General features: G+C 62.4%; 20 protein-coding genes. 11 read left to right on the plus strand and 9 right to left on the minus strand.

All coding sequences use genetic code 11. From position 1 onward, the window contains the following. Nucleotides 1-72: 72 nt before the first annotated feature. The 3 genes from fmdA to DBV08_RS14915 form a co-directional block, all read right to left on the minus strand. Nucleotides 73-1,332, minus strand: coding sequence for a formamidase (gene fmdA, locus DBV08_RS14905; RefSeq protein ID WP_050656695.1), 1,260 nt, complete (start codon nt 1,330-1,332; stop codon nt 73-75). A gap of 81 nt (nt 1,333-1,413) precedes the next feature. Continuing rightward, nucleotides 1,414-1,701 (minus strand): FmdB family zinc ribbon protein, encoded by a 288-nt coding sequence (locus tag DBV08_RS14910; protein WP_124567903.1) that lies wholly within the window; start codon nt 1,699-1,701, stop codon nt 1,414-1,416. Nucleotides 1,702-1,780: 79 nt separating this feature from the next. Continuing rightward, the gene (locus DBV08_RS14915) at nt 1,781-2,236 is read right to left on the minus strand and encodes a hypothetical protein (protein WP_260395596.1); all 456 of its coding nucleotides are present in this window, start codon (nt 2,234-2,236) and stop codon (nt 1,781-1,783) included. A 677-nt stretch (nt 2,237-2,913) separates the two neighbouring features. On the opposite strand from DBV08_RS14915, the gene aceA reads away from it, so the two are divergent. The 4 genes from aceA to DBV08_RS14935 all read left to right on the plus strand — a co-directional run bounded on the left by aceA (nt 2,914) and on the right by DBV08_RS14935 (nt 8,795). Continuing rightward, complete coding sequence (gene aceA, locus DBV08_RS14920) at nt 2,914-4,203, plus strand: isocitrate lyase (protein WP_003941533.1); 1,290 nt, start codon at nt 2,914-2,916, stop codon at nt 4,201-4,203. Nucleotides 4,204-4,386: 183 nt separating this feature from the next. Next, entirely contained in the window at nt 4,387-5,283 is an 897-nt protein-coding gene (locus DBV08_RS14925) for a 3-hydroxybutyryl-CoA dehydrogenase (RefSeq protein WP_003941541.1), read from the plus strand. 92 nt (nt 5,284-5,375) lie between these two features. After that, entirely contained in the window at nt 5,376-7,682 is a 2,307-nt protein-coding gene (metE, locus tag DBV08_RS14930) for a 5-methyltetrahydropteroyltriglutamate--homocysteine S-methyltransferase (protein WP_070384580.1), read from the plus strand. A 72-nt stretch (nt 7,683-7,754) separates the two neighbouring features. Further along, a complete protein-coding gene (locus tag DBV08_RS14935) occupies nt 7,755-8,795 on the plus strand; it encodes an NAD(P)-dependent alcohol dehydrogenase (protein ID WP_050656691.1) in 1,041 nt (346 codons plus the stop codon). Between the two features lie 59 nt (nt 8,796-8,854). On the opposite strand, the gene DBV08_RS14940 is transcribed toward DBV08_RS14935, so the two are convergent. Both DBV08_RS14940 and DBV08_RS14945 read right to left on the minus strand, forming a co-directional pair. Beyond that, the gene (locus DBV08_RS14940; protein WP_020906739.1) at nt 8,855-9,649 is read right to left on the minus strand and encodes an RNA polymerase sigma factor SigF; all 795 of its coding nucleotides are present in this window, start codon (nt 9,647-9,649) and stop codon (nt 8,855-8,857) included. Continuing rightward, entirely contained in the window at nt 9,646-10,077 is a 432-nt protein-coding gene (locus DBV08_RS14945; RefSeq protein WP_003941553.1) for an ATP-binding protein, read from the minus strand. The genes DBV08_RS14940 and DBV08_RS14945 overlap by 4 nt, the downstream gene beginning before the upstream one ends. A gap of 391 nt (nt 10,078-10,468) precedes the next feature. Here DBV08_RS14945 and DBV08_RS14955 point away from each other — a divergent pair, with 391 nt between their 5' ends. Next, nucleotides 10,469-10,912, plus strand: a complete 444-nt coding sequence (locus tag DBV08_RS14955) for an STAS domain-containing protein (RefSeq protein WP_256278388.1) — start codon at nt 10,469-10,471, stop codon at nt 10,910-10,912. A gap of 67 nt (nt 10,913-10,979) precedes the next feature. Here the strand turns inward: DBV08_RS14955 and DBV08_RS14960 are convergent, their stop codons facing one another. Beyond that, nucleotides 10,980-12,248, minus strand: coding sequence for a glycosyltransferase (locus DBV08_RS14960; RefSeq protein WP_095970490.1), 1,269 nt, complete (start codon nt 12,246-12,248; stop codon nt 10,980-10,982). Between the two features lie 120 nt (nt 12,249-12,368). Here DBV08_RS14960 and DBV08_RS14965 point away from each other — a divergent pair, with 120 nt between their 5' ends. Next, nucleotides 12,369-12,782 carry a DUF6292 family protein gene (locus DBV08_RS14965; protein ID WP_003941464.1) on the plus strand — a complete coding sequence of 138 codons (414 nt, stop codon included), beginning with the start codon at nt 12,369-12,371 and terminating at the stop codon, nt 12,780-12,782. A gap of 22 nt (nt 12,783-12,804) precedes the next feature. Here the strand turns inward: DBV08_RS14965 and DBV08_RS14970 are convergent, their stop codons facing one another. Beyond that, nucleotides 12,805-13,377, minus strand: a complete 573-nt coding sequence (locus DBV08_RS14970) for a DUF2231 domain-containing protein (protein WP_124567904.1) — start codon at nt 13,375-13,377, stop codon at nt 12,805-12,807. A 114-nt stretch (nt 13,378-13,491) separates the two neighbouring features. Here DBV08_RS14970 and DBV08_RS14975 point away from each other — a divergent pair, with 114 nt between their 5' ends. Continuing rightward, nucleotides 13,492-13,713: a hypothetical protein gene (locus DBV08_RS14975; RefSeq protein WP_020968904.1), complete on the plus strand. Its 222-nt coding sequence runs from the start codon at nt 13,492-13,494 to the stop codon at nt 13,711-13,713. A gap of 16 nt (nt 13,714-13,729) precedes the next feature. On the opposite strand, the gene DBV08_RS14980 is transcribed toward DBV08_RS14975, so the two are convergent. Beyond that, entirely contained in the window at nt 13,730-14,584 is an 855-nt protein-coding gene (locus DBV08_RS14980; RefSeq protein WP_124567905.1) for a polyphosphate kinase 2 family protein, read from the minus strand. Between the two features lie 57 nt (nt 14,585-14,641). Further along, a complete protein-coding gene (locus DBV08_RS14985) occupies nt 14,642-15,376 on the minus strand; it encodes a TetR/AcrR family transcriptional regulator (protein WP_003941527.1) in 735 nt (244 codons plus the stop codon). Between the two features lie 179 nt (nt 15,377-15,555). On the opposite strand from DBV08_RS14985, the gene DBV08_RS14990 reads away from it, so the two are divergent. The 4 genes from DBV08_RS14990 to DBV08_RS15005 all read left to right on the plus strand — a co-directional run bounded on the left by DBV08_RS14990 (nt 15,556) and on the right by DBV08_RS15005 (nt 18,649). Beyond that, the gene (locus tag DBV08_RS14990; RefSeq protein ID WP_185564633.1) at nt 15,556-16,827 is read left to right on the plus strand and encodes a DUF445 domain-containing protein; all 1,272 of its coding nucleotides are present in this window, start codon (nt 15,556-15,558) and stop codon (nt 16,825-16,827) included. Nucleotides 16,828-16,930: 103 nt separating this feature from the next. Beyond that, entirely contained in the window at nt 16,931-17,437 is a 507-nt protein-coding gene (locus tag DBV08_RS14995) for a helix-turn-helix domain-containing protein (protein ID WP_003941483.1), read from the plus strand. After that, nucleotides 17,430-18,257: a heparin-binding hemagglutinin gene (locus tag DBV08_RS15000; protein ID WP_124567906.1), complete on the plus strand. Its 828-nt coding sequence runs from the start codon at nt 17,430-17,432 to the stop codon at nt 18,255-18,257. Before DBV08_RS14995 ends, DBV08_RS15000 begins: the two co-directional genes overlap by 8 nt. A gap of 95 nt (nt 18,258-18,352) precedes the next feature. Further along, nucleotides 18,353-18,649: a DUF2516 family protein gene (locus DBV08_RS15005; RefSeq protein WP_003941505.1), complete on the plus strand. Its 297-nt coding sequence runs from the start codon at nt 18,353-18,355 to the stop codon at nt 18,647-18,649. Nucleotides 18,650-18,654 lie beyond the last annotated feature (5 nt).

Below are 18,654 nucleotides of genomic sequence, written 5' to 3' on the forward strand. Positions count from 1 at the left end.
TCGCACAAGGGCTCCGCCCCCGTGAGTGGTTAAGGAGTCCTGGCACTCCTTAACCACTCACGGGCCGGAGGCCTAAACCTTGTTCTCCGAACGCGGGGCGCCGATTCCGGGATCGATCTGGAACGGTCCGCTCGAAGACGGAGCGAGGGGGAAGTCGAAGATCGCAGTCGGGAGATACACCGTCGAACACGAGTTCGGGATATCCACGACGCCCGACAGACGGCCCTCGATCGGCGCCGCACCCAGCAGCAGGTACGCCTGCTCGGGCGCGTACCCGAACTTGGTCAGGTACTCGATCGCATGCAGGCACGCACGCTGGTACGACAGATGTGAATCCAGGTACTTCTGCTCGCCGTCGAGCGTGACGGAAGTGCCCGAGAACGCAAGCCACTCGGAATACTGCGGATCCGTGTTGCCCGGCATGAAGATGGCGTTCTCGGAAACGCCGTAGGTATCCATGCCGCCTTTGATGATGTCCACACGAAGATCGATGAAGCCGCCCATTTCGATGGCGCCGCAGAATGTGATCTCACCGTCGCCCTGGGAGAAGTGGAGATCGCCCACCGACAGATTCGCGCCGTCCACGAATACCGGATAGAAGATTCGGCTGCCCTTGGTGAGGTTCTTGATGTCCTGGTTTCCGCCGTTCTCGCGCGGGGGAGCGGTGCGCGCTGCCTCGCCGGCGACGCGTGTGTACTCGTCGCCGGTCAAGGTACCCAGTACTGCATCACGGGGCTCGGGCGGAAGTGCAAGCGGGGGAACCCGGTTGGGATCGGTGGCGATGAGGGCACCCTCGCGGGCATTCCACTTGGCGAGCAAGGCTGCCGACGGAGCCGTGCCCATGAGTCCCGGGTGGACGATGCCCGTGAACGAGACGTGCGGAATGTGGCGCGACGTCGCCGTTTGCCCGGAGAAGTCCCAGACGGCCTTGTACGCGTCGGGGAACTGTTCGGTGAGGAAGCCGCCGCCGTTGTTCCGTGGGAAGATGCCGGTGTAACCCCAGCCTTGACCGGCCAACGGACCCGAATCCTCTTGGGGGATAGGCCCGATGTCCAAGATGTCGACGATCAAGAGGTCGCCGGGCTTTGCGCCTTCGACGGCAAAGGGGCCGGACAGCGTGTGGACAGTCGTCAGCGGTGCATTGAGAATGTCGTCGGCCGAGTCGTCGTTGTGGATGGCGCCGTCGAACCATTCGCGGCAATGGACACGAAACGAGTCACCGGGTTTCACCGTCACCGCCGCGGGGATGTCCGGGTGCCACCGATTGTGGCCGACGATTGCCTGGTCGGTGAATTTCTTGGCGGAATCGAGTGGAAACAGCAGTTCAGGCATATGCACTCCTCATTCTCGACGAAACGGAAAACTCGTGGCGGCAGTACTTTCGTGTCGGGTCGGGACTCGCGAAGATTTCGCTCAGGGGCGAGGTAGCTTGCGGTGCAACGGATTGGACGTCGTCGGGGCAGATCGCTGGCCGCGGCCCGGTAGTGACCCACTGACCACGGCAGGCTCGTGCGCTGATCGGGCAGTGCTGTCCAGTAGACCCATCGCGGCCGACGACGCGTGACTCAACCGGGGAGACGAGACCACCCGCTTGGACTCGAGACTGCACTGGGGGCAAGTAATCGACTGGGGCACTTCGGCCATCGCGAACGACCGCTCGAGCGGGCCGCAGCCGGTACAGCGAAACTCGTACAGAGGCATGCGGTCACGCTATCGGAGGATCCGTCAGTGCGACACTGGAACGACACGCACCGGGTTGCCGATGCCGCAAGTGCGCCCGTCAGCGCAAGTACACAACCGCGTTGTCACCGCCGGTGCAGGTGACGATGCCGGAGGCCGCCTTGCACGCCATCGTGTACTCCTTGCCGGTCACCGGACTACGTGCGGACACGGTCCTGGATGTACCCGCGGCACCGGAGTTTCCGTAGGCCATCCGAACTGCCTCGGCGAACTCGCACGAAGTTTTGCCACCACTGGTCGCGGACTCCTTGTAACTTCCGGCCGCCTGCCCACCGGGGCAGGCGGCCGCACCTGCCGGGAAGTTCGCGGCGTGTGTGGTCGTCGGGGATGTCGTGCTGGGAGCGGTTGTCGTGGTGCCGGGTGTGTTCGTGGCGGCGGTGGTGTGGGCGGCGCCACCGGCGGCAGAACTGGGAACGTCCTTCGGCCAGAGAACCCATGCAAGCCCGCCGAAGAGCACCAACACTGTGACGACACCGATGACAGCTAGCGGAATCACCCAGCCGGGTCGCCGTGGCGGAGGGTTCCCACGCGGTGGGCCTGGTGGGAACCCTTGCGGTGGGGGATAGGACTGTGGGGCGGCTCGATATCCCAACTGCGGCGGTTGCGGACCGGATTGCGACCATGCCTGGTTGTTCGATGGCTGCGGGTAGTTGTTCGACACAGCTTTATCGCCCGGTCGGTGGTGTCGAGGGCGTCGAACGACAAGTCATGGTTCGACAGCATATGGCTGGCGAACGGGTTGTCTGTGGCTTTCCGAGGGGTAGTTCCCGGAATTGTCCGAGTGAGGGCTCGTGACGCGGAGTGATTGCGGTCACTTGCAGGTAGTGAAGTTGGCTCCGAAGTAGCGGACGGGCCTGTTCCGAGTGCCGCGTGAACTGCCGGAATTCGCAAGCGGCGGAGTTGTGTGCATTTCGTTCACAGCCTGCGGTTTCTTTGCTACTCGCGAGTACGGAACCTGTCCGATTGGGCAGTGTCGACGGTGTAGGAATCTTCACAGACTTAGCAAAGTGTGTTGAAAAGGTAGCGAAGATTGGCATTAGCAACAGGTAGACGGCACTTTTTCGATGTGCCATTCTCGGTAAGTACACAAGAAGGGCCTGGCAAGTATGTGAAGTAGTACGCACGTACTGCTCACAACAGGCCGGACCAGCAGATCAAAGAGATGGAGTCTTGATGTCGACCACCGGCACCCCGAAGACCGCAGCTGAGCTCCAGCAGGATTGGGACACCAACCCTCGCTGGAAGGGCGTTACTCGTAACTACACGGCCGATCAGGTCGTCAAGCTCCAGGGCACCGTCGTCGAGGAGCAGACCCTCGCTCGTCGCGGATCCGAGATCCTGTGGGATCTCGTGAACAACGAGGACTACATCAACTCCCTCGGTGCACTTACCGGCAACATGGCTGTGCAGCAGGTTCGCGCCGGCCTGAAGGCCATCTACCTCTCCGGTTGGCAGGTTGCCGGCGACGCTAACCTCTCGGGCCACACGTACCCGGACCAGAGCCTCTACCCGGCCAACTCGGTTCCGACCGTCGTTCGTCGCATCAACAACGCACTGCTGCGCGCCGACGAGATCGCCAAGACCGAGGGTGACACCTCCGTCAGCAACTGGCTCGCTCCGATCGTTGCCGACGCCGAAGCCGGCTTCGGTGGCGCTCTCAACGCTTACGAGCTCCAGAAGGCCATGATCGGCGCCGGCGCTGCCGGTGTCCACTGGGAGGATCAGCTCGCTTCGGAGAAGAAGTGCGGCCACCTCGGCGGCAAGGTGCTCATCCCCACGCAGCAGCACATCCGCACCCTGACCTCGGCTCGCCTGGCTTCCGACGTTGCGGACGTTCCGTCCGTCATCATCGCCCGCACCGACGCTGAGGCTGCAACCCTCATCACCTCCGACGTGGACGAGCGTGACCGCCCGTTCCTCGACGGAACCCGCACGGCTGAAGGCTTCTACGGCGTCAAGAACGGCATCGAGCCCTGCATCGCTCGCGCCAAGGCTTACGCACCGTACGCAGACCTCATCTGGATGGAGACCGGCGTGCCGGATCTCGAGGTTGCAAAGAAGTTCGCCGAGTCCGTTCGCAGCGAATTCCCGGACCAGCTCCTGGCCTACAACTGCTCCCCTTCCTTCAACTGGAAGGCGCACCTGGACGACGCGACCATCGCGAAGTTCCAGAAGGAGCTCGGCGCAATGGGCTTCAAGTTCCAGTTCATCACGCTGGCCGGCTTCCACTCGCTCAACTACGGCATGTTCGACCTGGCCTACGGCTACGCCCGCGAAGGCATGACGGCATTCGTCGACCTGCAGGAGCGCGAGTTCAAGGCTGCCGAAGAGCGTGGCTTCACCGCCATCAAGCACCAGCGTGAGGTTGGCGCCGGCTACTTCGACACCATCGCCACCACCGTTGACCCCAACACCTCGACGGCAGCTCTCAAGGGCTCCACCGAAGAGGGACAGTTCCACTAAGAACTGACTTCGGGTGGGGGAGAGGCTCGGCTTCGGGTCTCTCCCCTGCTTGTATCACCGCACTACTTCACTCGTCTTCAGGGCAGTTCCGATTGCGTCGGCCACCAGTGTCGACGCAGTTCGAAGTGCTTCTCTTGCAACATCTTCACCAGACAAACTCCACGAGACAAACAAGGAGCTGACGTGACCAGCGAAAAAATTCAGCGCGTCGGCGTTATCGGCGCCGGAATCATGGGTGCCGGAATCGCCGAGGTGTGCGCCCGCGCACATGTCGATGTTCTGGTCTTCGAGCAGACTCGCGAGCTTGCAGCAGCCGGGCGTTCACGCATCCTGCGTTCGCTCGACCGCGGCGTGAGCAGCGGAAAGATCACAGAACGTGAGCGTGAGCAGGCCGCATGGCGTCTGCGTTTCACCTCCGATCTGGGAGATTTCGCGGACCGCCAGCTCGTCGTGGAGGCCGTCGTCGAAGACGAGAAGATCAAGAGCGAAATCTTCGCCGAGCTCGACGCGGTCGTGACGGACCCGGATGCGGTTCTCGCGTCCAACACGTCGTCGATCCCGATCATGAAGCTCGGCATCTCGACCAAGCGTCCCGAGCGAGTCATCGGTATGCACTTCTTCAACCCGGTTCCGGTTCTGCCGCTCGTCGAATTGGTGACGACGCTCAAGACCAGTGCCTCCGTCTCGCAGCGCGCCGAGGCTTTCGCCAGCGACATCCTCGGCAAGCAGGTCGTCCGCAGTGCCGACCGCTCCGGCTTCGTCGTCAATGCACTCCTGGTGCCGTACCTGCTCTCGGCGATCCGCATGGTCGAGTCGGGATTCGCGACCAAGGAAGACATCGACAAGGCAACCGTTCTCGGCCTCGCGCACCCCATGGGCCCGCTGGCTCTGACCGACCTGGTCGGACTCGACACGGTCAAGTCCATCGCCGACTCAATGTACGAAGAGTTCAAGGAGCCGCTGTACTCCGCTCCGCCGCTGCTCCTGCGTATGGTCGAAGCCGGATTGACCGGCAAGAAGTCCGGCGCGGGCTTCTACGAATACGCCGACAACGGTCGCTCCACCAAGCAGGCAAGCTAAGGCCCACAGCCCCCTGTGCGCGTTTGTGGAGTGTAGAGACTCCATAAGCGCGCACAGGGCGCTCGCGCCCCTCGGTTAGAAAGGTCGACCGCATGTCCAGCAGCACTGCAGCATTCGGCTCCAGCGTCCTGGGGTATCCGCGCATCGGGCCGCGCCGTGAGCTCAAGCGCGCCCTCGAGTCCTACTGGCACGGCACTTCGGACAAGGACGCACTTCTCGCGGTCGCCAAGGAACTCCAGGAATCGACCTGGAGTGAATTGGCTGCGACGGGATTGAGCCAGGTTCCGGGCAACACTTTCTCCTTCTACGATCATGTGCTCGACAATGCGCTGCTCTTCGGCGCAGTGCCGGAGCGGTTCAAGCCGCTCGAGGGCGCCCTCGATCCGCTCGATTTCTACTTCACGATGGCACGCGGTCGCCCGGACTTCCCGCCTCTCGAGCTGGTGCGCTTCTTCGGCACGAACTACTACTACCGTCAGCCCGAGATCGACGCGAACACCGTGTTCTCGCTCAACTCGGAGGCACTTCTCGACGAGTTCGACCGTGCGAAGGCGCGCGGCATCGAATTGCGCCCCGTCATCATGGGACCGGTTTCGCTGCTCCTGCTCTCGAAGGTCGGGCCGGCCACCGAGAAGTCCGATCCGAACTTCACCCCACTCGACCTGTTGGACTCGCTTCTGCCCGAGTACGAGAAGCTCTTCGAGCAGCTCGCCAAGGCCGGTGCCACCTGTGTTCAATTGGACGAGCCTTCGGTGACCGAGGACCGCACCGCCGAGGAACTCGCCGCTCTGGGGCGTGCATACGAGAAGCTGTCGACGGCTCCGCTGCGCCCGCGTCTGTTGGTGACCGGTCCGTACGGCAAGTTCGGCGAAGCCCTCAATATCTTGGCGCCCACCAAGATCGAGGCCTTCGGTCTGGACTTGGTGCACGGCAAGATCACGGCCGAGGAACTGGCCGCGGTGCCGAACATCAAGCGCAAGCGCATCTACGCGGGCGTCGTCGACGGTCGCAACGTCTGGCGCGTCGACCGGTTCAACACCTTGACGTACCTGAACGAACTCAAGGACGTTGTACCTGACCTCGTCGTCTCCACGTCGTCGTCGCTGCTACACGTGCCGTACGACGTGCTCTCCGAGTACGACATTCCGGGAGACGTTGCAGACCGTCTGGCTTTTGCGAAGCAGAAGGTCGGCGAGGTCGTCTCACTGGCGAAGGCGCTCACCGAAGGTCCTTCGGACAAGTGGCGTAAGCGTCCGACGAAGGTGCACTTCAAGCTCAAGCACGCTGTCCGTGCTCGGGTCAACGCGATCAAGCCCGAAGATCGTGTGCGCGCACCGTACGAGGAGCGTCGTAAAGCTCAGCAGGAACGGTTGAACCTGCCTTTGGTTCCGGCCCAGACACTGGGTTCGTTCCCGCAGACCGACGCGATTCGCCAGGCTCGTTACGAACTCGGCCAGGGCCGTTTGGAGTGGGACGACTACTACAAGCGCATCCAGGAAGAGATCGAGCGCACAATCCGTCTGCAAGAGGACATCGGTCTCGATGTTTTCGTGCACGGCGAGCACGAGCGCAACGACATGGTCCAGTACTTCGCCGAACTGCTCGAGGGCTATGCCTTCACGCACAACGGTTGGGTTCAGGCCTACGGATCTCGTTGCACGCGTCCGCCGATTCTCTACGGCGACATCGCACGTCCGAAGCCGATGACGGTCGAGTGGATCGCGTACGCGCAGTCGTTGACCGACAAGCCGGTCAAGGGCATGCTGACGGGTCCGGTCACCATGATTGCTCGTTCGTTCGTTCGTCAGGATCAGCCGCTCTACGAAACGGCAGAGCAACTGGCACTTGTCATTCGAGACGAAATCGCGGATCTCGAAGCCGCCGGAATCGCCATCATCCAGGTGGACGAGCCGGCAATTCGTGAACTGCTGCCACTGCGTGAGGACGGCCGGGAGGCCTACCTGGAGTGGGCCGTCGACGCGTTCCGTCTGGCAACAGGTGGAGCGAAGCCGGAAACACAGATCCACACACATCTGACGTACTCCGCTCGGTCGTCGGTGGTCGACGCCATCGAACGGTTGGACGCCGATGTGACGGCTATCGTCGCGACCCGCTCCATCACGTGGGTTCTCGAAGCACTCAAGGAAGGCGCGCTCACACACGGCGTCGGCCCCGGTGTGTACGAATCTCGTTCGGCTCGGATCCCCGACATCGACGAGCTCGACGAATTGCTTACGGAGGCAAGCGAATCGATCTCACTCGATCGTTTGTGGGCCAACCCGGACGGCGGCCTCAAAACCCGCCATCCCTGGCAGCTCGAGCCTTCGCTGCGCAACATGGTCGCGGCGGCGAGGCGCCTGCGTCGTCGGGCCGAGCAAGCCGAGCGCGACGCCGGGTAGGTCGCGTAAAGAACAAGTCATGGAGGGGCCTGCGATTTGCAGGTCCCTCCATGCACGGGTAGGCATGTGTGCATGGTTACTGCTGCTGCTTATGCCGCGACGTCCGCTGACGGTCCCCTCGAGAAGACCACCGTCGAACGCCGCGAGCTCGGTCCACTGGACATTCTCATCGACATCAAATTCGCCGGCATCTGCCATTCCGACATCCACACCGCTCGCAACGAGTGGGGCGGAGCCAAGTACCCGATCGTTCCCGGTCACGAAATCGCCGGCGTCGTCGCCGCCGTGGGTTCGGGCGTCACCAAGCACAAGGTCGGCGACCGCGTCGGCGTCGGCTGCTTCGTCGACTCGTGTGGGGAGTGCGACGCCTGCCTGGCCGGCGAAGAGCAGTATTGCCGCAAGGGTGTGACCGGTACGTACAACGCCACCGGACGCGACGGCGAACGCACTCAGGGTGGCTACTCGACGCACATCGTCGTCACCGAGCACTTCGTTCTCTCGATCCCCGAAGGCATCGAACTCGACGTCGCCGCGCCGCTGCTGTGCGCAGGCATCACCTTGTACTCACCGTTGCGGCACTGGAATGCCGGACCCGGCAAGAAGGTCGCCATCATCGGTTTCGGCGGCCTCGGTCACGTCGGCGTGAAGATCGCCAAGGCGCTCGGCGCGGAAGTCACCGTCCTGAGCCAGACACTCGGCAAGAAGGAAGACGGGCTTCGTCTCGGTGCCGACCACTACTACGCGACCAACGACCGTGAGACGTTCAAGGCTCTTCGAGGCGAGTTCGACCTGATCCTCAACACGGTCTCGGTCAATCTCGACATCGACGCCTACATGTCCTTGCTCGCCATCAACGGCACGCTCGTCGAACTGGGCCTGCCGGAGAAGCCGATCGAAGTTCGCGCATTCTCCCTCGCCGCAAACCGTCGTAGCCTCGCCGGCTCCATGGTGGGCGGTATTCCGCAGACACAGGAGATGCTCGACTTCTGTGCCGAGCACGGTATCGGTGCAGAAATCGAACTGATCCCGGCGAGCGACATCAACGACGCTTACGAGCGCGTGATCAAGAGCGACGTTCGCTACCGATTCGTGATCGACACCGCAACAATCTGACCCGCTCGGTCCTGCTCAGTCGAATTGTTCGCGGAGCTCAGTCGAATTGTTCGCGGAGCTCAGTCGAGTTGCTCGCGAAGATTACTCAGTGTCTTCGCGAGCAACCTCGACACGTGCATCTGGGACACACCGACTTTCTCGGCAATCTGTGTTTGCGTCAGATTTCCGAAGAATCTGAGCATCAACACCGTCCGCTCTCGTTCGGGCAGCTTGTCGAGAAGCGGACGCAAAGCCTCGTGATTCTCGACGTTCTCGAGGGCTGCGTCGTAGTCACCGAGTGTTTCCACCAGCGGCAGATCGTCGGTGTGATTGGACGCGGCCCCGTCGACCGAGACGGTCTGGTACGCGTTGCCGGCGATCAGCGCCTGGGCAACTTCTTCGCGTTCGATCCCCAAGGTCTCGGCCAACTCGTCGACGGTCGGCGCGTGACCGAGTTGTTGTGACAGCTCGCTGATGGCTTGCCCGAGTTGGAAGTGCAATTCCTTCATCCGACGCGGAACCCGCAATGCCCAACCGGTGTCGCGGAAGTGTCGTCGAACCTCGCCCATCACAGTGGGCACCGCGAACGAGACGAAATCGGATCCGCGGGTGGAATCGAAACGGTCGACGGCATTGACCAGACCGAGCCGCGCCACTTGAACCAGATCGTCGTGCGCCTCGCCGCGCCCGTCGAATCGTCTGGCGATGTGTTCGGCCAACGGTAGGCACCTGGTGATGAGTGCGGTGCGCACTCGTTCGTACTCGGGGCTGTGTGGCTCGAGGGTCCGCATTTCCTCGAAAACTGGTATGACGTCCCGATATTCGTCGGTGGACCGCCGACGCGGGCGTGACGGGCCGTCTGCGGAAGCGGTCACAGGCGCCCGCTGAGGGCCTTGGTGAACTTCATGGTCGTGATGTAGCCGACGCCGCCGAGGTTCTCTTCCTGATCGAGCGAAATCGAATCGGTGAGTTCGGTGAGGATGTGCCACCCGAACGAACGCTGACTGCTGTCCTCGTACTCCGTGGTGGTCGTCGACACGGACACGTGCAATTGCGGGGGAGTGAAGACGAACCGACACACCAGAACCGAATCCGGCGCAGCACGAACGATCAGATGCGTACAGATTTCGTCCATGGCCAGTTTGATGTCGGCGATGGCGTCGAGGTCGAAGTTTTCCTGAATGGCAACGGTGGCGGCCAGTGCACGCAAAATCGACAGCTGATCGAGAGTCGCTTGAATCCTCAACTCCACGACGGGCTGAGTCTGATCTTGATCGGGCTCGAGTGCGCTGAGGTGTGCCATAAGTTCTCCGGATCGTCGTACCAGGGGTCCCCGTGAAGTCTGGTGCCGAGAACGATACCCATCCCGACCTTCACAGTGACCCCCGAACACGAAATTTCGTCGATGGTGGTGCCGGGGTAAACGACACAGTTCTGCTCACGACCGTTGGCGATCGCAACATCGGATTACCTCGCGGAACCGCAGACCAAACCACATTTTTGTTCGGAACACCGAAACGAATGGTCGCAACGCACTTGTGACGTCCGTCATGCTGGCGTACTGTTTCAAACCGAGGTTGAGCACACAGCCGATGAGGGATTTATCCGTAATTCTGGAGACCCGTTCATCGTGCGTCTCCTTCGGAGGTCCCTTCTCTTTTGCAGAGTGTAAACCGTTGCGGGATGGGAGAACCATGACTGTTGTTCCAGGATCATCAATTTCAGGCTTTACGAACGCGGCGAAGGGATCGGTAGATTACGGACCTCCCGCGACCGGGACAGCGACCGCATCGTTTCACGCGCACCGCATCAGTGCACACACCGCTGTGATCCAAGTTCGTGGCGAGATCGATCTGATGAGCGCCAATGCTTTTCGTGACTTCTTGACGTACCACGTGGCCGCGGACCGGACGCTGGTGGTCGATCTGTCCGAACTCGAATTCATGGGGACATGCGGCTTGTCCGTGCTGTCGGTCCTGTCGACTCGATCGCGCGACGTGGGCGGCACACTGGCGCTCGTCTGCGCCCGCCCGGTGCAAAGGTTGCTCAAAGCAGCTGGTCAGGAGTCGATGTTTGCCTGCTACGAGTCTTTGGATCACGCGATCGGTCTGGAAGAGACTCGACGTTTCCCGGCTTGAACCCGCGGTTCACCCACAGCTTCGTGAAATCAGCTTCGTGAATTCGGTTTCGTAGAGCCCGTCAGTGTCAGTGCACTTCACTTCGGTGAGTGCCCTTGTGCTGGCGGGCTCTCGGCGGTGCTGTGACGCAACGGCCGTAGGTGCGGACCACTTCGGTGGCGACGTGATCCCACGAATACGATTCGCAGGCGCGAGCCCGGCTCTGCCGCGCAAACGCTGCGCCTTCGTCCTCGTCGTCGAGAAGATGACGGACTGCACGCGCGGTTTCCACCGGATTGTTGACCGGGACCCGGCGCCCCGTGAGTCCGTCGATCACGGTATCCCGCAGTCCGCCAACAGGAGTCGCGACAACCGGAACGCCACATGCCATCGCTTCCAGAGCCGCGATTCCGAACGGTTCGTATCTGGGGGTGCACACGAGGGCGTCGGCCGATCGCATCAGTTTGGGTAATTGGCGGTGCGGCACCCGTCCCAGTAATTGGACTCGATCTGCGACGCCGAGTCGCTCGGCGAGCTTGACCAAGCGGATCGCTACCTCGTCGGTGCTCAGTTGTGCGACGGGTGGCCCGCCGATCACCACCAACTCCGTATCCGGCAGCGAAGCCAGCGCGGCGACGGCAACATCGAAGCCCTTCTGCTCCACCAGCCTTCCGACGCAGATCAATCGGTGCGGTGCGTTCTTCTTCGCGGCGGGGCCCTCCGGGGTGAACGCGTCGGTGTCGACGCCCGACGGCACCATCGTGGTCCGCGATCGCGGGGAGCCCTGCCGGACCAGATCGAAGATTTCGTCGGAACTCGTCGCGATGACATGGGTTGCGCCCCTGGCGATCAACGGTTCCAGGTGAGTCCGTTCCGAGGGGCTGTCGTCGGCTGCGCCGAGATGGCGATGCGCCGCAGACCCCAGGGAATGGAAAGTCTGCAGTACGGGGATGCCGAGCGAGCGCGTCGCGAGTTCCGTTGCCACACCTGACATCCAGAAGTGCGAGTGCACCACATCAGGTCGGTCGGTACTCCACTGAGCGCGCAGAATGCTGGCGAAGGTTCCCAGGTGGGGGAGGATGTCGGCGTCCGGGAGCGCCTGCGTCGGGCCGGCCTCGAGGTAGTCGACCGAGTACCCGGCGCGGGCGCGAACGCGGTCCGGCCCTCCGACGTGTGCCCGTCTGGTGAAGACGGTGACGTCGTGTCCGGCTCGCACCAGGGCCGCGGACAGTTCGTCGACGTGCAGGTTCTGTGCACCGGCTGCCGAGCAGCCCACCGGTGCGAGTGGATCGGCGTTCACCGACACCATGGAGATCTTCAGCATTCGTCCGGGAGCCATAGCGGGCGAGTACTTCATCGGGTCCCCTCTCCACTTGATCGGTTCGTCTGGGGATACCCGGAGTCCGTGATCTGAACCGGGTTTCGACGTGGTCAGCGGTGGGCACATTCCAAACACGATGGCGAGGAGTGAGGTTCGATGACAGAACAAATGCTGGTCGACGCAACCGTCGGACTCGGGTTCGAGCGGTACGTACAACGGGTGGCGGTCGGCGTGGGGGCCGGCATCGAGCAGTGGTGTTGCAGGCGCGAGCACCCTCTGGAGGCCTACATCGCGTTGGACCGAACTGTGCCGCGTTTTCCAGGGCGTGAGGTGGCGTTGCTCTGGGAGGAGACATGCGGTTGGGCCCTGGCCGTGGAGACTCGTTCAGGGGAGGACCTCATCGTTCTCGGATATCTGGGCGAACACGCTGTGCCGACCCCGGACGCCGTCGCCGACTTTGCCGCGACGCTGGGCACCCGCAGCCCGCACTGGGTCATGAACAGACCCTTGGCGGATTCGGACGAAACTGCGCGAGAACTGCGAAGCTACTCCGGAAGTGCTTACGCCTGAACAGTATTCAGTCCCTGTCCGCTCAGTTGACCACGTCCAGGATGGGATCGAGAACAGGAGTTGCTGCAGCCTCGACGGCCGGATCGTCCATCAGTTTGAAGACGATGTGACCGCCGAGCGCACCACCGACACCGACCGCAGCGAGTCCCAGCACCGAGAAAACACGTGCCAGTGCGAGCGAGTCCTTTCCGCGTAGCCGGTATGACGCGGCAAACGACCAGATGCCCACGGCATTCGACGCTGCGTGCACCAGGCCCACACGACGGGCGACGTCGCCGCGTTCGGACCAGTCCAGCCAGCCGGTCAGCAGAACCGGCGGCGTCGAGATCAAACCGAGGCCGATCAATCGTCGTGCGGTCTTCGGATCGCGGAGCACGGTGTCGAAGATCAGCGAAGCTGTCCATGCGCCTGCCGGAACGGCCACGAGAGCGGGGTGGAGGGGATGCCCGACGGCGGCGCCGCGCAGAAGCGCTGCGACAGTGCGCGATCTGTCGGATCTCTCGGTGATCTCGAGGATTCTGCGCCGAAGGCCAGTGGACGGACCGTCCAGTCCGCGAGCGGATTCGATTCCGCGGTAAAGAGTTCCGATGTCCATGTAATTCGGCTACCCGGCGTAGACGTCGGGAAACCTCGCGGCGGGAGTGTCTTGTCGACCGTCATGCTCCGGCGTACGGTCGAAACGAAAGAGATCCGACCGGAGGAGCGAACGATGAAGCTCAATCTCTTTGCAGCGTGGGCGTCGTATTTCCTGGTATTGGCCACCGTTGTCTGTCTCGGCAGCTTTCTCGTGGCCGCCGGTTCAGGGCACGGTGGTTGGGCGTTGATTGCCGGGCTCGCCGGTGTCGCGTCCATCGGACTGGCGGTTGCCCTGTACACCAGCACCGTTCATCACGACCACAAAGTGCACCGCGAATCCCCACACCTGTTCTGATCAGGACTGCTTCTGATCAGGACTGTGCGAGTCGCGCCTTCTCCGCCTCGATGTCGAAGTTGGCAGGCGGCCAGTCGAGATCGAGCTTTTCCAGAGCGTCGATCAGTAGCTCCGTGACCGCAATTCGGCTGTACCACTTCCGATCACACGGCACGACGTACCACGGAGCATGTTCGGTCGACGTCTTGTCGAGCATCGCCTGATATGCCTGCTGGTAAGCCGGCCACAATCCGCGCTCTGTCACGTCACCGGGGTTGTACTTCCAGTACTTGTCCGGGCGGTCGAGACGCTCTTCGAGTCGCTTCTTCTGCTCGTCGAGCGAGACGAACATCGCCACCTTGACGATGGTGGTTCCGCCGTCGACGAGTTCTTTCTCGAACTGGTTGATCTCGTCGTAGCGCTTGCTCCAGACATCCTCGGGGACAAGATCGTGGACGCGCACGACCAGGACGTCCTCGTAGTGGGAGCGATCGAACACGCCGAGATAGCCGCCGCGGGGGAGTTCCTTCTTGATCCGCCAGAGGTAGTGGTGTTGCTTTTCCTCTTCGGTCGGCACGCCGAATGCGGCGTGCTGAACTCCCGAAGGATCCACGTGACCGATCACGTGTCGGACCATGCCGCCCTTGCCGGCGGTGTCCATGCCTTGCAGGACCAACAGGATCGAACGGCTGTCTCCGGACCTGCCGTTGGCGTACAGCAACTCCTGCAGGTCGGACAGAACCGCGCCGCGCTCCTCGAGCAGACGCTCGCCGTCAGCTTTGTTTCCGGTGAATCCCGGAGTGCTGTTGCGATCGAGTTGATCGAGTTCGAACCCGGGCTCTGCCCGCAGAGTCTTGGCGGCCGGTGTTTCCCACAGCGAGTCTTGTGCCATGCCGAAAGAGTGCCACAGGATCGACCACTGTGGCTCGAAAGTTCGGTCTCGGGCGAGTCAGTCCTCGGCGGGCTTGACGAGCGGATGCGGTACCGATTTGAACTTGGCCGGTGATCCGTTGACCGCCGCGATGCCGGTGATGCCGCCCCACGTCATCATCGTGAGGTAGTCGATCAACGATTCTGCGGACATCGACTTGTTGGAGATCCACCAGTGCGTCGCAAGCTGAATTCCACCGACGATCCCGAACGCCCACGGCAGGGAACCGCCGGAATCCATCTCCATCTCGCGAAGACGATTGCCCAACACCGTGGAAAGCAATTCGGCGATCATGCGCTCGGAATCGGCAACGACGTCGCGGTTGGCGCCGGCGCCGTTGGCCATGACGTAGAGATAGATGTCCGGGTCGGACGCCACCGTCTCGACGTACGCGGTGATGCTGGCCTGGGTGAGTTCGAAATCGTCGAGATCGCCGCTGATCGCTTCGTAGATACGCGGCGACAGGATGGTTTCGACGTACCGCATCATCGTGGCGGTGGTGAGGTCGCTCTTGTCGGCGAAGTACCGGTAGAGCACGGTCTTGGAGACACCGATCTCGGACGCGATCTCGTCCATGCCGATCTCGCGGCCGCGCGCCCGAATAGCGGCGATGGTGCCGTCGACGAGTTCCTCGCGGCGAGCGATTTTGTGTTCGCGCCACCGACGCTTGCGACCGTCGGATTTCTCGGGCTTCGCATCAGCAACGACTGGGCCGTCTACCTGCTCGTTGTCCTGCACGGCATTCTTGGCCACGAGTCATCTCATATCTGTGGTGCGAGCCACGTCCGATCGGTCTACTTTCCGGTCCAGCTTAATGTCCGTGCCTTTATCTCGGGCACTCACATCGGCAGTTCGGGGGATTAGGTCCTGAGGAATCAGACATCGTGTCACTCGCGCTACGCCGAGTCACACCTTTCGGCACAATGGCGAGGGTGCAGCAACTGAGCCTCTCCGCCTTCGACGACGCCGCCAAGCGTCGGGACCTTCGCAAGATGAAGGTCTTCGCCACTGGCCTTCTGGGCTTCGCGACGGTGGTCTACATCTTCTGTCGGTGGCAGGAATCCCGCGGTGCCGGGGAGTGGGTCGGCTACGTCCGCGCCGCGTCCGAGGCCGGCATGGTCGGCGCCCTGGCCGACTGGTTTGCCGTCACCGCGCTCTTCCGTCATCCGATGGGACTCCCCATCCCGCACACCGCCATCATCAAGCGAAAGAAGGACCAACTCGGCGCCAGTCTGAGTTCGTTCGTCGGCCAGAACTTCCTGGCTCCCGAAGTTGTGTCGGCCAAGGTGCAGCAGGCGCAGATTCCGCTCCGCCTCGGTACGTGGATGGCCGAACCTGCCAATGCCGCTCGCGTCGCCGCCGAGACGTCGACGGTCTTGCGCGGCATGGTCGAGGTTCTTCGCGACGAGGACATCGCCCAGATCATCGACAACACGATCGTGAAGCGGTTGGCCGAGCCCATGTGGGGACCGCCGATCGGCCGAGTGCTCGGTGAGCTTCTCAAGGACAACAAGCAACTTCCGATCATCGAGCTTCTGGCCGAGCGGGCGCATCAGTGGGCTCTGGGCAGCCAGGAGACGATCGACCGTGTGATCGTGCGCGATTCGCCGGCGTGGTCGCCGAAGTTCGTCGACGCGATGCTGGGGGAGAAGATCTACAAGGAACTCGTCGAGTTCACCTGGAAGGTCCGTTCCAATCCCGAGCACGAGGTGCGCCTCGCCGCCAATCGCTTCCTGATCGACTTCGCCGATGATCTTCAGAACGATCCGGAGACCATCAAGAAGGCCGAGGGGATCAAGGCCGAGATCATGGGGCGCGAGGAAGTGACTGGCCTGGCGTCGTCGACGTGGCAGGTCGCCAAGCGCCTCATCATGGAGTCCGTCGACGATCCGAACAGCACCCTGCGAACCAAGGTCGCCGAGAACGTGGCCGGCTTCGGAATCAGGTTGCGTGACGACGAGTCGATGCGTGAGAAGGTCGACGGCTGGCTGGTGCAGGGCACCAAGTACATCGCGGAGAACTACACCGACGAGATCACCGGGGTCATCAGTGACACGGTCGAGCGATGGGATGCCGACGAAGCGAGCCAGAAGATCGAGCTGCAGGTCGGTCGAGATCTTCAGTTCATCCGTATCAACGGCACCGTTGTCGGCTCGATTGCCGGGCTGCTGATCTACACGATTTCGACGCTCGTTTTCGGCTGAGCTGTCCGGTATGTGACGTCCACCACGAGTGCTAGCAGTAGTGCTTGCAATAGTTAGCACCCTCTCCTATCCTGGGAAATGTCCACTGGAAAGGGAGGACGCAATGCCAGCGAAGTCGACGAACTCCGATGACGGAGATCGTGAATCATCCGGTGCCGCAGCCGGAGCAAGCGACTTGGCAGCTCGCGTCGTCAGCTCTGCGGCACACGACATCGGGGGGTTCATTCGTGCACAGCGGGAAGCCGCCCAAGTTTCGATGCGCCAACTCGCTCAACTCGCCGGCGTCAGCAATCCGTATCTGAGTCAGATCGAACGCGGATTGCGCAAACCGTCGGCAGACGTACTGGCGCAAATTGCCAAGGGCCTTCGAGTCTCATCGGAAGTCCTGTACGTCCAAGCGGGATATCTCGAACAACGCCCGCACAGTCCCATCAGGGACGCGGTGTTGGCCGAGACGGCCATCAACGAACGGCAGAAGCAAGTACTGCTCGAAATCTACGACTCGTTCTGTCGCGAGAACGAGTCGTCGAGACCAGCCGCAGCGCCCGATTTCGCCGAATCGGCCGCAATTCCAGACACCGAGACTTCACTAGGAGAACAAGATGACTGACAAGAACGCCATCGACAGCGTCAAGACCTCGCTCTACGCCGCCGTCGGCGCAGGCGACCTGGTTGTCCAGGCCGTAGCCGACGTCGTTGCTCAGGTTCGTGAGCGCGCCGAGAACACCCAGGGCGACGTCAACGGCCGTGTCGACGGTGCCCGCGAGAAGCTCGCTTCCGTTCAGGGTGACGTTGCCGAGAGCGTCGAGGCACTGCGCGAGCGTCTCGCCGGCCTGCCGTCCGAGCTGCCAGAAGAGCTTGCCGAGCTGCGCGAGAAGTTCTCACCCGAGGAGCTCCGCAAGGTCGCCGAGGCATACCTCAAGGTTGCCGGCGATCTGTACAACTCTCTCGCAGAGCGCGGCGAAGACGCAGTCGAGCGCATCCGCAAGCAGCCCGCAGTCGAAGAAGGCATCGCTGCTGCGGAGTCGGCACTCGGCGACGCCGTCGAGCTGACCGAAGACGCACTCGGAACCGTTGCTCGTCAGACGCGTGCCGTGGGCGAGCAGGCTGCCAAGCTGGCCGGCCGCGCTGCCGGACGCATCTCCGACACCGCAGAAGAGGTCGGCGAGAAGATCGCTGACGCCGGCGAGAAGATCGCCGACGCAGGCGACGAGGCTGCACTGAAGGTTCTCGACCTCGGTGACCAGGCCGACGAGGCTTCCAAGGAAGCTGCCGCTCGCGTGACCGCTGCAGCCTCCGACGTGCAGGAGCGCGCAACCACCGCAGCCAAGAAGGCTGCTCCGGCCAAGGCTGCTCCCGCGAAGGCTGCTCCGGCCAAGGCCACCGCTGCTGCTCCGGCCAAGAAGGCTGCTCCGGCCAAGAAGGCCTGATTTGCCCAGCTCCACCTGACGAAGGCTCCCGCGCTCAGCCGAGTGTGGGAGCCTTCGTGTTCGTCGGGAACCGGATGAGAACTTAGGATGTAGTTGTGACTCAAGTCGATGGGCTAGTCGGTCTGATCTTTCTCGCACTCAAGGTGCTCGCGTTGGTGGGTGCTGTCTACGCGATCGTTCATGCCGTCAGGCAGCGTCCGGACGCCTTCACTGCGGTCAACAAATTGACCAAGCCGATCTGGCTCGGAATCCTGATCGTTGCGGCGTTGATCCTTCTGGCGACGTCACCTGTCGGTCTCCTGGGCATCATCGCGGTCGTTGCAGTGTGCGTGTATCTCGTCGACGTTCGCCCCCGCGTTGACGACATCCAGCACGGCGGTTCTCGCTGGTAGTACCG

This window comes from Rhodococcus sp. KBW08 (assembly GCF_003852455.1).
GTDB classification, from domain to species: domain Bacteria; phylum Actinomycetota; class Actinomycetes; order Mycobacteriales; family Mycobacteriaceae; genus Rhodococcus_F; species Rhodococcus_F baikonurensis.

Bases quoted from the DNA above. Each gene is read 5' to 3' on its own strand.
- fmdA (WP_050656695.1), bottom strand. From the start codon at position 1,332: ATGCCTGAACTGCTGTTTCCACTCGATTCCGCCAAGAAATTCACCGAC.
- DBV08_RS14910 (WP_124567903.1), bottom strand. From the start codon at position 1,701: ATGCCTCTGTACGAGTTTCGCTGTACCGGCTGCGGCCCGCTCGAGCGG.
- aceA (WP_003941533.1), top strand. From the start codon at position 2,914: ATGTCGACCACCGGCACCCCGAAGACCGCAGCTGAGCTCCAGCAGGAT.
- metE (WP_070384580.1), top strand. From the start codon at position 5,376: ATGTCCAGCAGCACTGCAGCATTCGGCTCCAGCGTCCTGGGGTATCCG.
- DBV08_RS14935 (WP_050656691.1), top strand. From the start codon at position 7,755: ATGGTTACTGCTGCTGCTTATGCCGCGACGTCCGCTGACGGTCCCCTC.
- DBV08_RS14945 (WP_003941553.1), bottom strand. From the start codon at position 10,077: ATGGCACACCTCAGCGCACTCGAGCCCGATCAAGATCAGACTCAGCCC.
- DBV08_RS14955 (WP_256278388.1), top strand. From the start codon at position 10,469: ATGACTGTTGTTCCAGGATCATCAATTTCAGGCTTTACGAACGCGGCG.
- DBV08_RS14960 (WP_095970490.1), bottom strand. From the start codon at position 12,248: ATGAAGTACTCGCCCGCTATGGCTCCCGGACGAATGCTGAAGATCTCC.
- DBV08_RS14965 (WP_003941464.1), top strand. From the start codon at position 12,369: ATGACAGAACAAATGCTGGTCGACGCAACCGTCGGACTCGGGTTCGAG.
- DBV08_RS14970 (WP_124567904.1), bottom strand. From the start codon at position 13,377: ATGGACATCGGAACTCTTTACCGCGGAATCGAATCCGCTCGCGGACTG.
- DBV08_RS14975 (WP_020968904.1), top strand. From the start codon at position 13,492: ATGAAGCTCAATCTCTTTGCAGCGTGGGCGTCGTATTTCCTGGTATTG.
- DBV08_RS14980 (WP_124567905.1), bottom strand. From the start codon at position 14,584: ATGGCACAAGACTCGCTGTGGGAAACACCGGCCGCCAAGACTCTGCGG.
- DBV08_RS14995 (WP_003941483.1), top strand. From the start codon at position 16,931: ATGCCAGCGAAGTCGACGAACTCCGATGACGGAGATCGTGAATCATCC.
- DBV08_RS15000 (WP_124567906.1), top strand. From the start codon at position 17,430: ATGACTGACAAGAACGCCATCGACAGCGTCAAGACCTCGCTCTACGCC.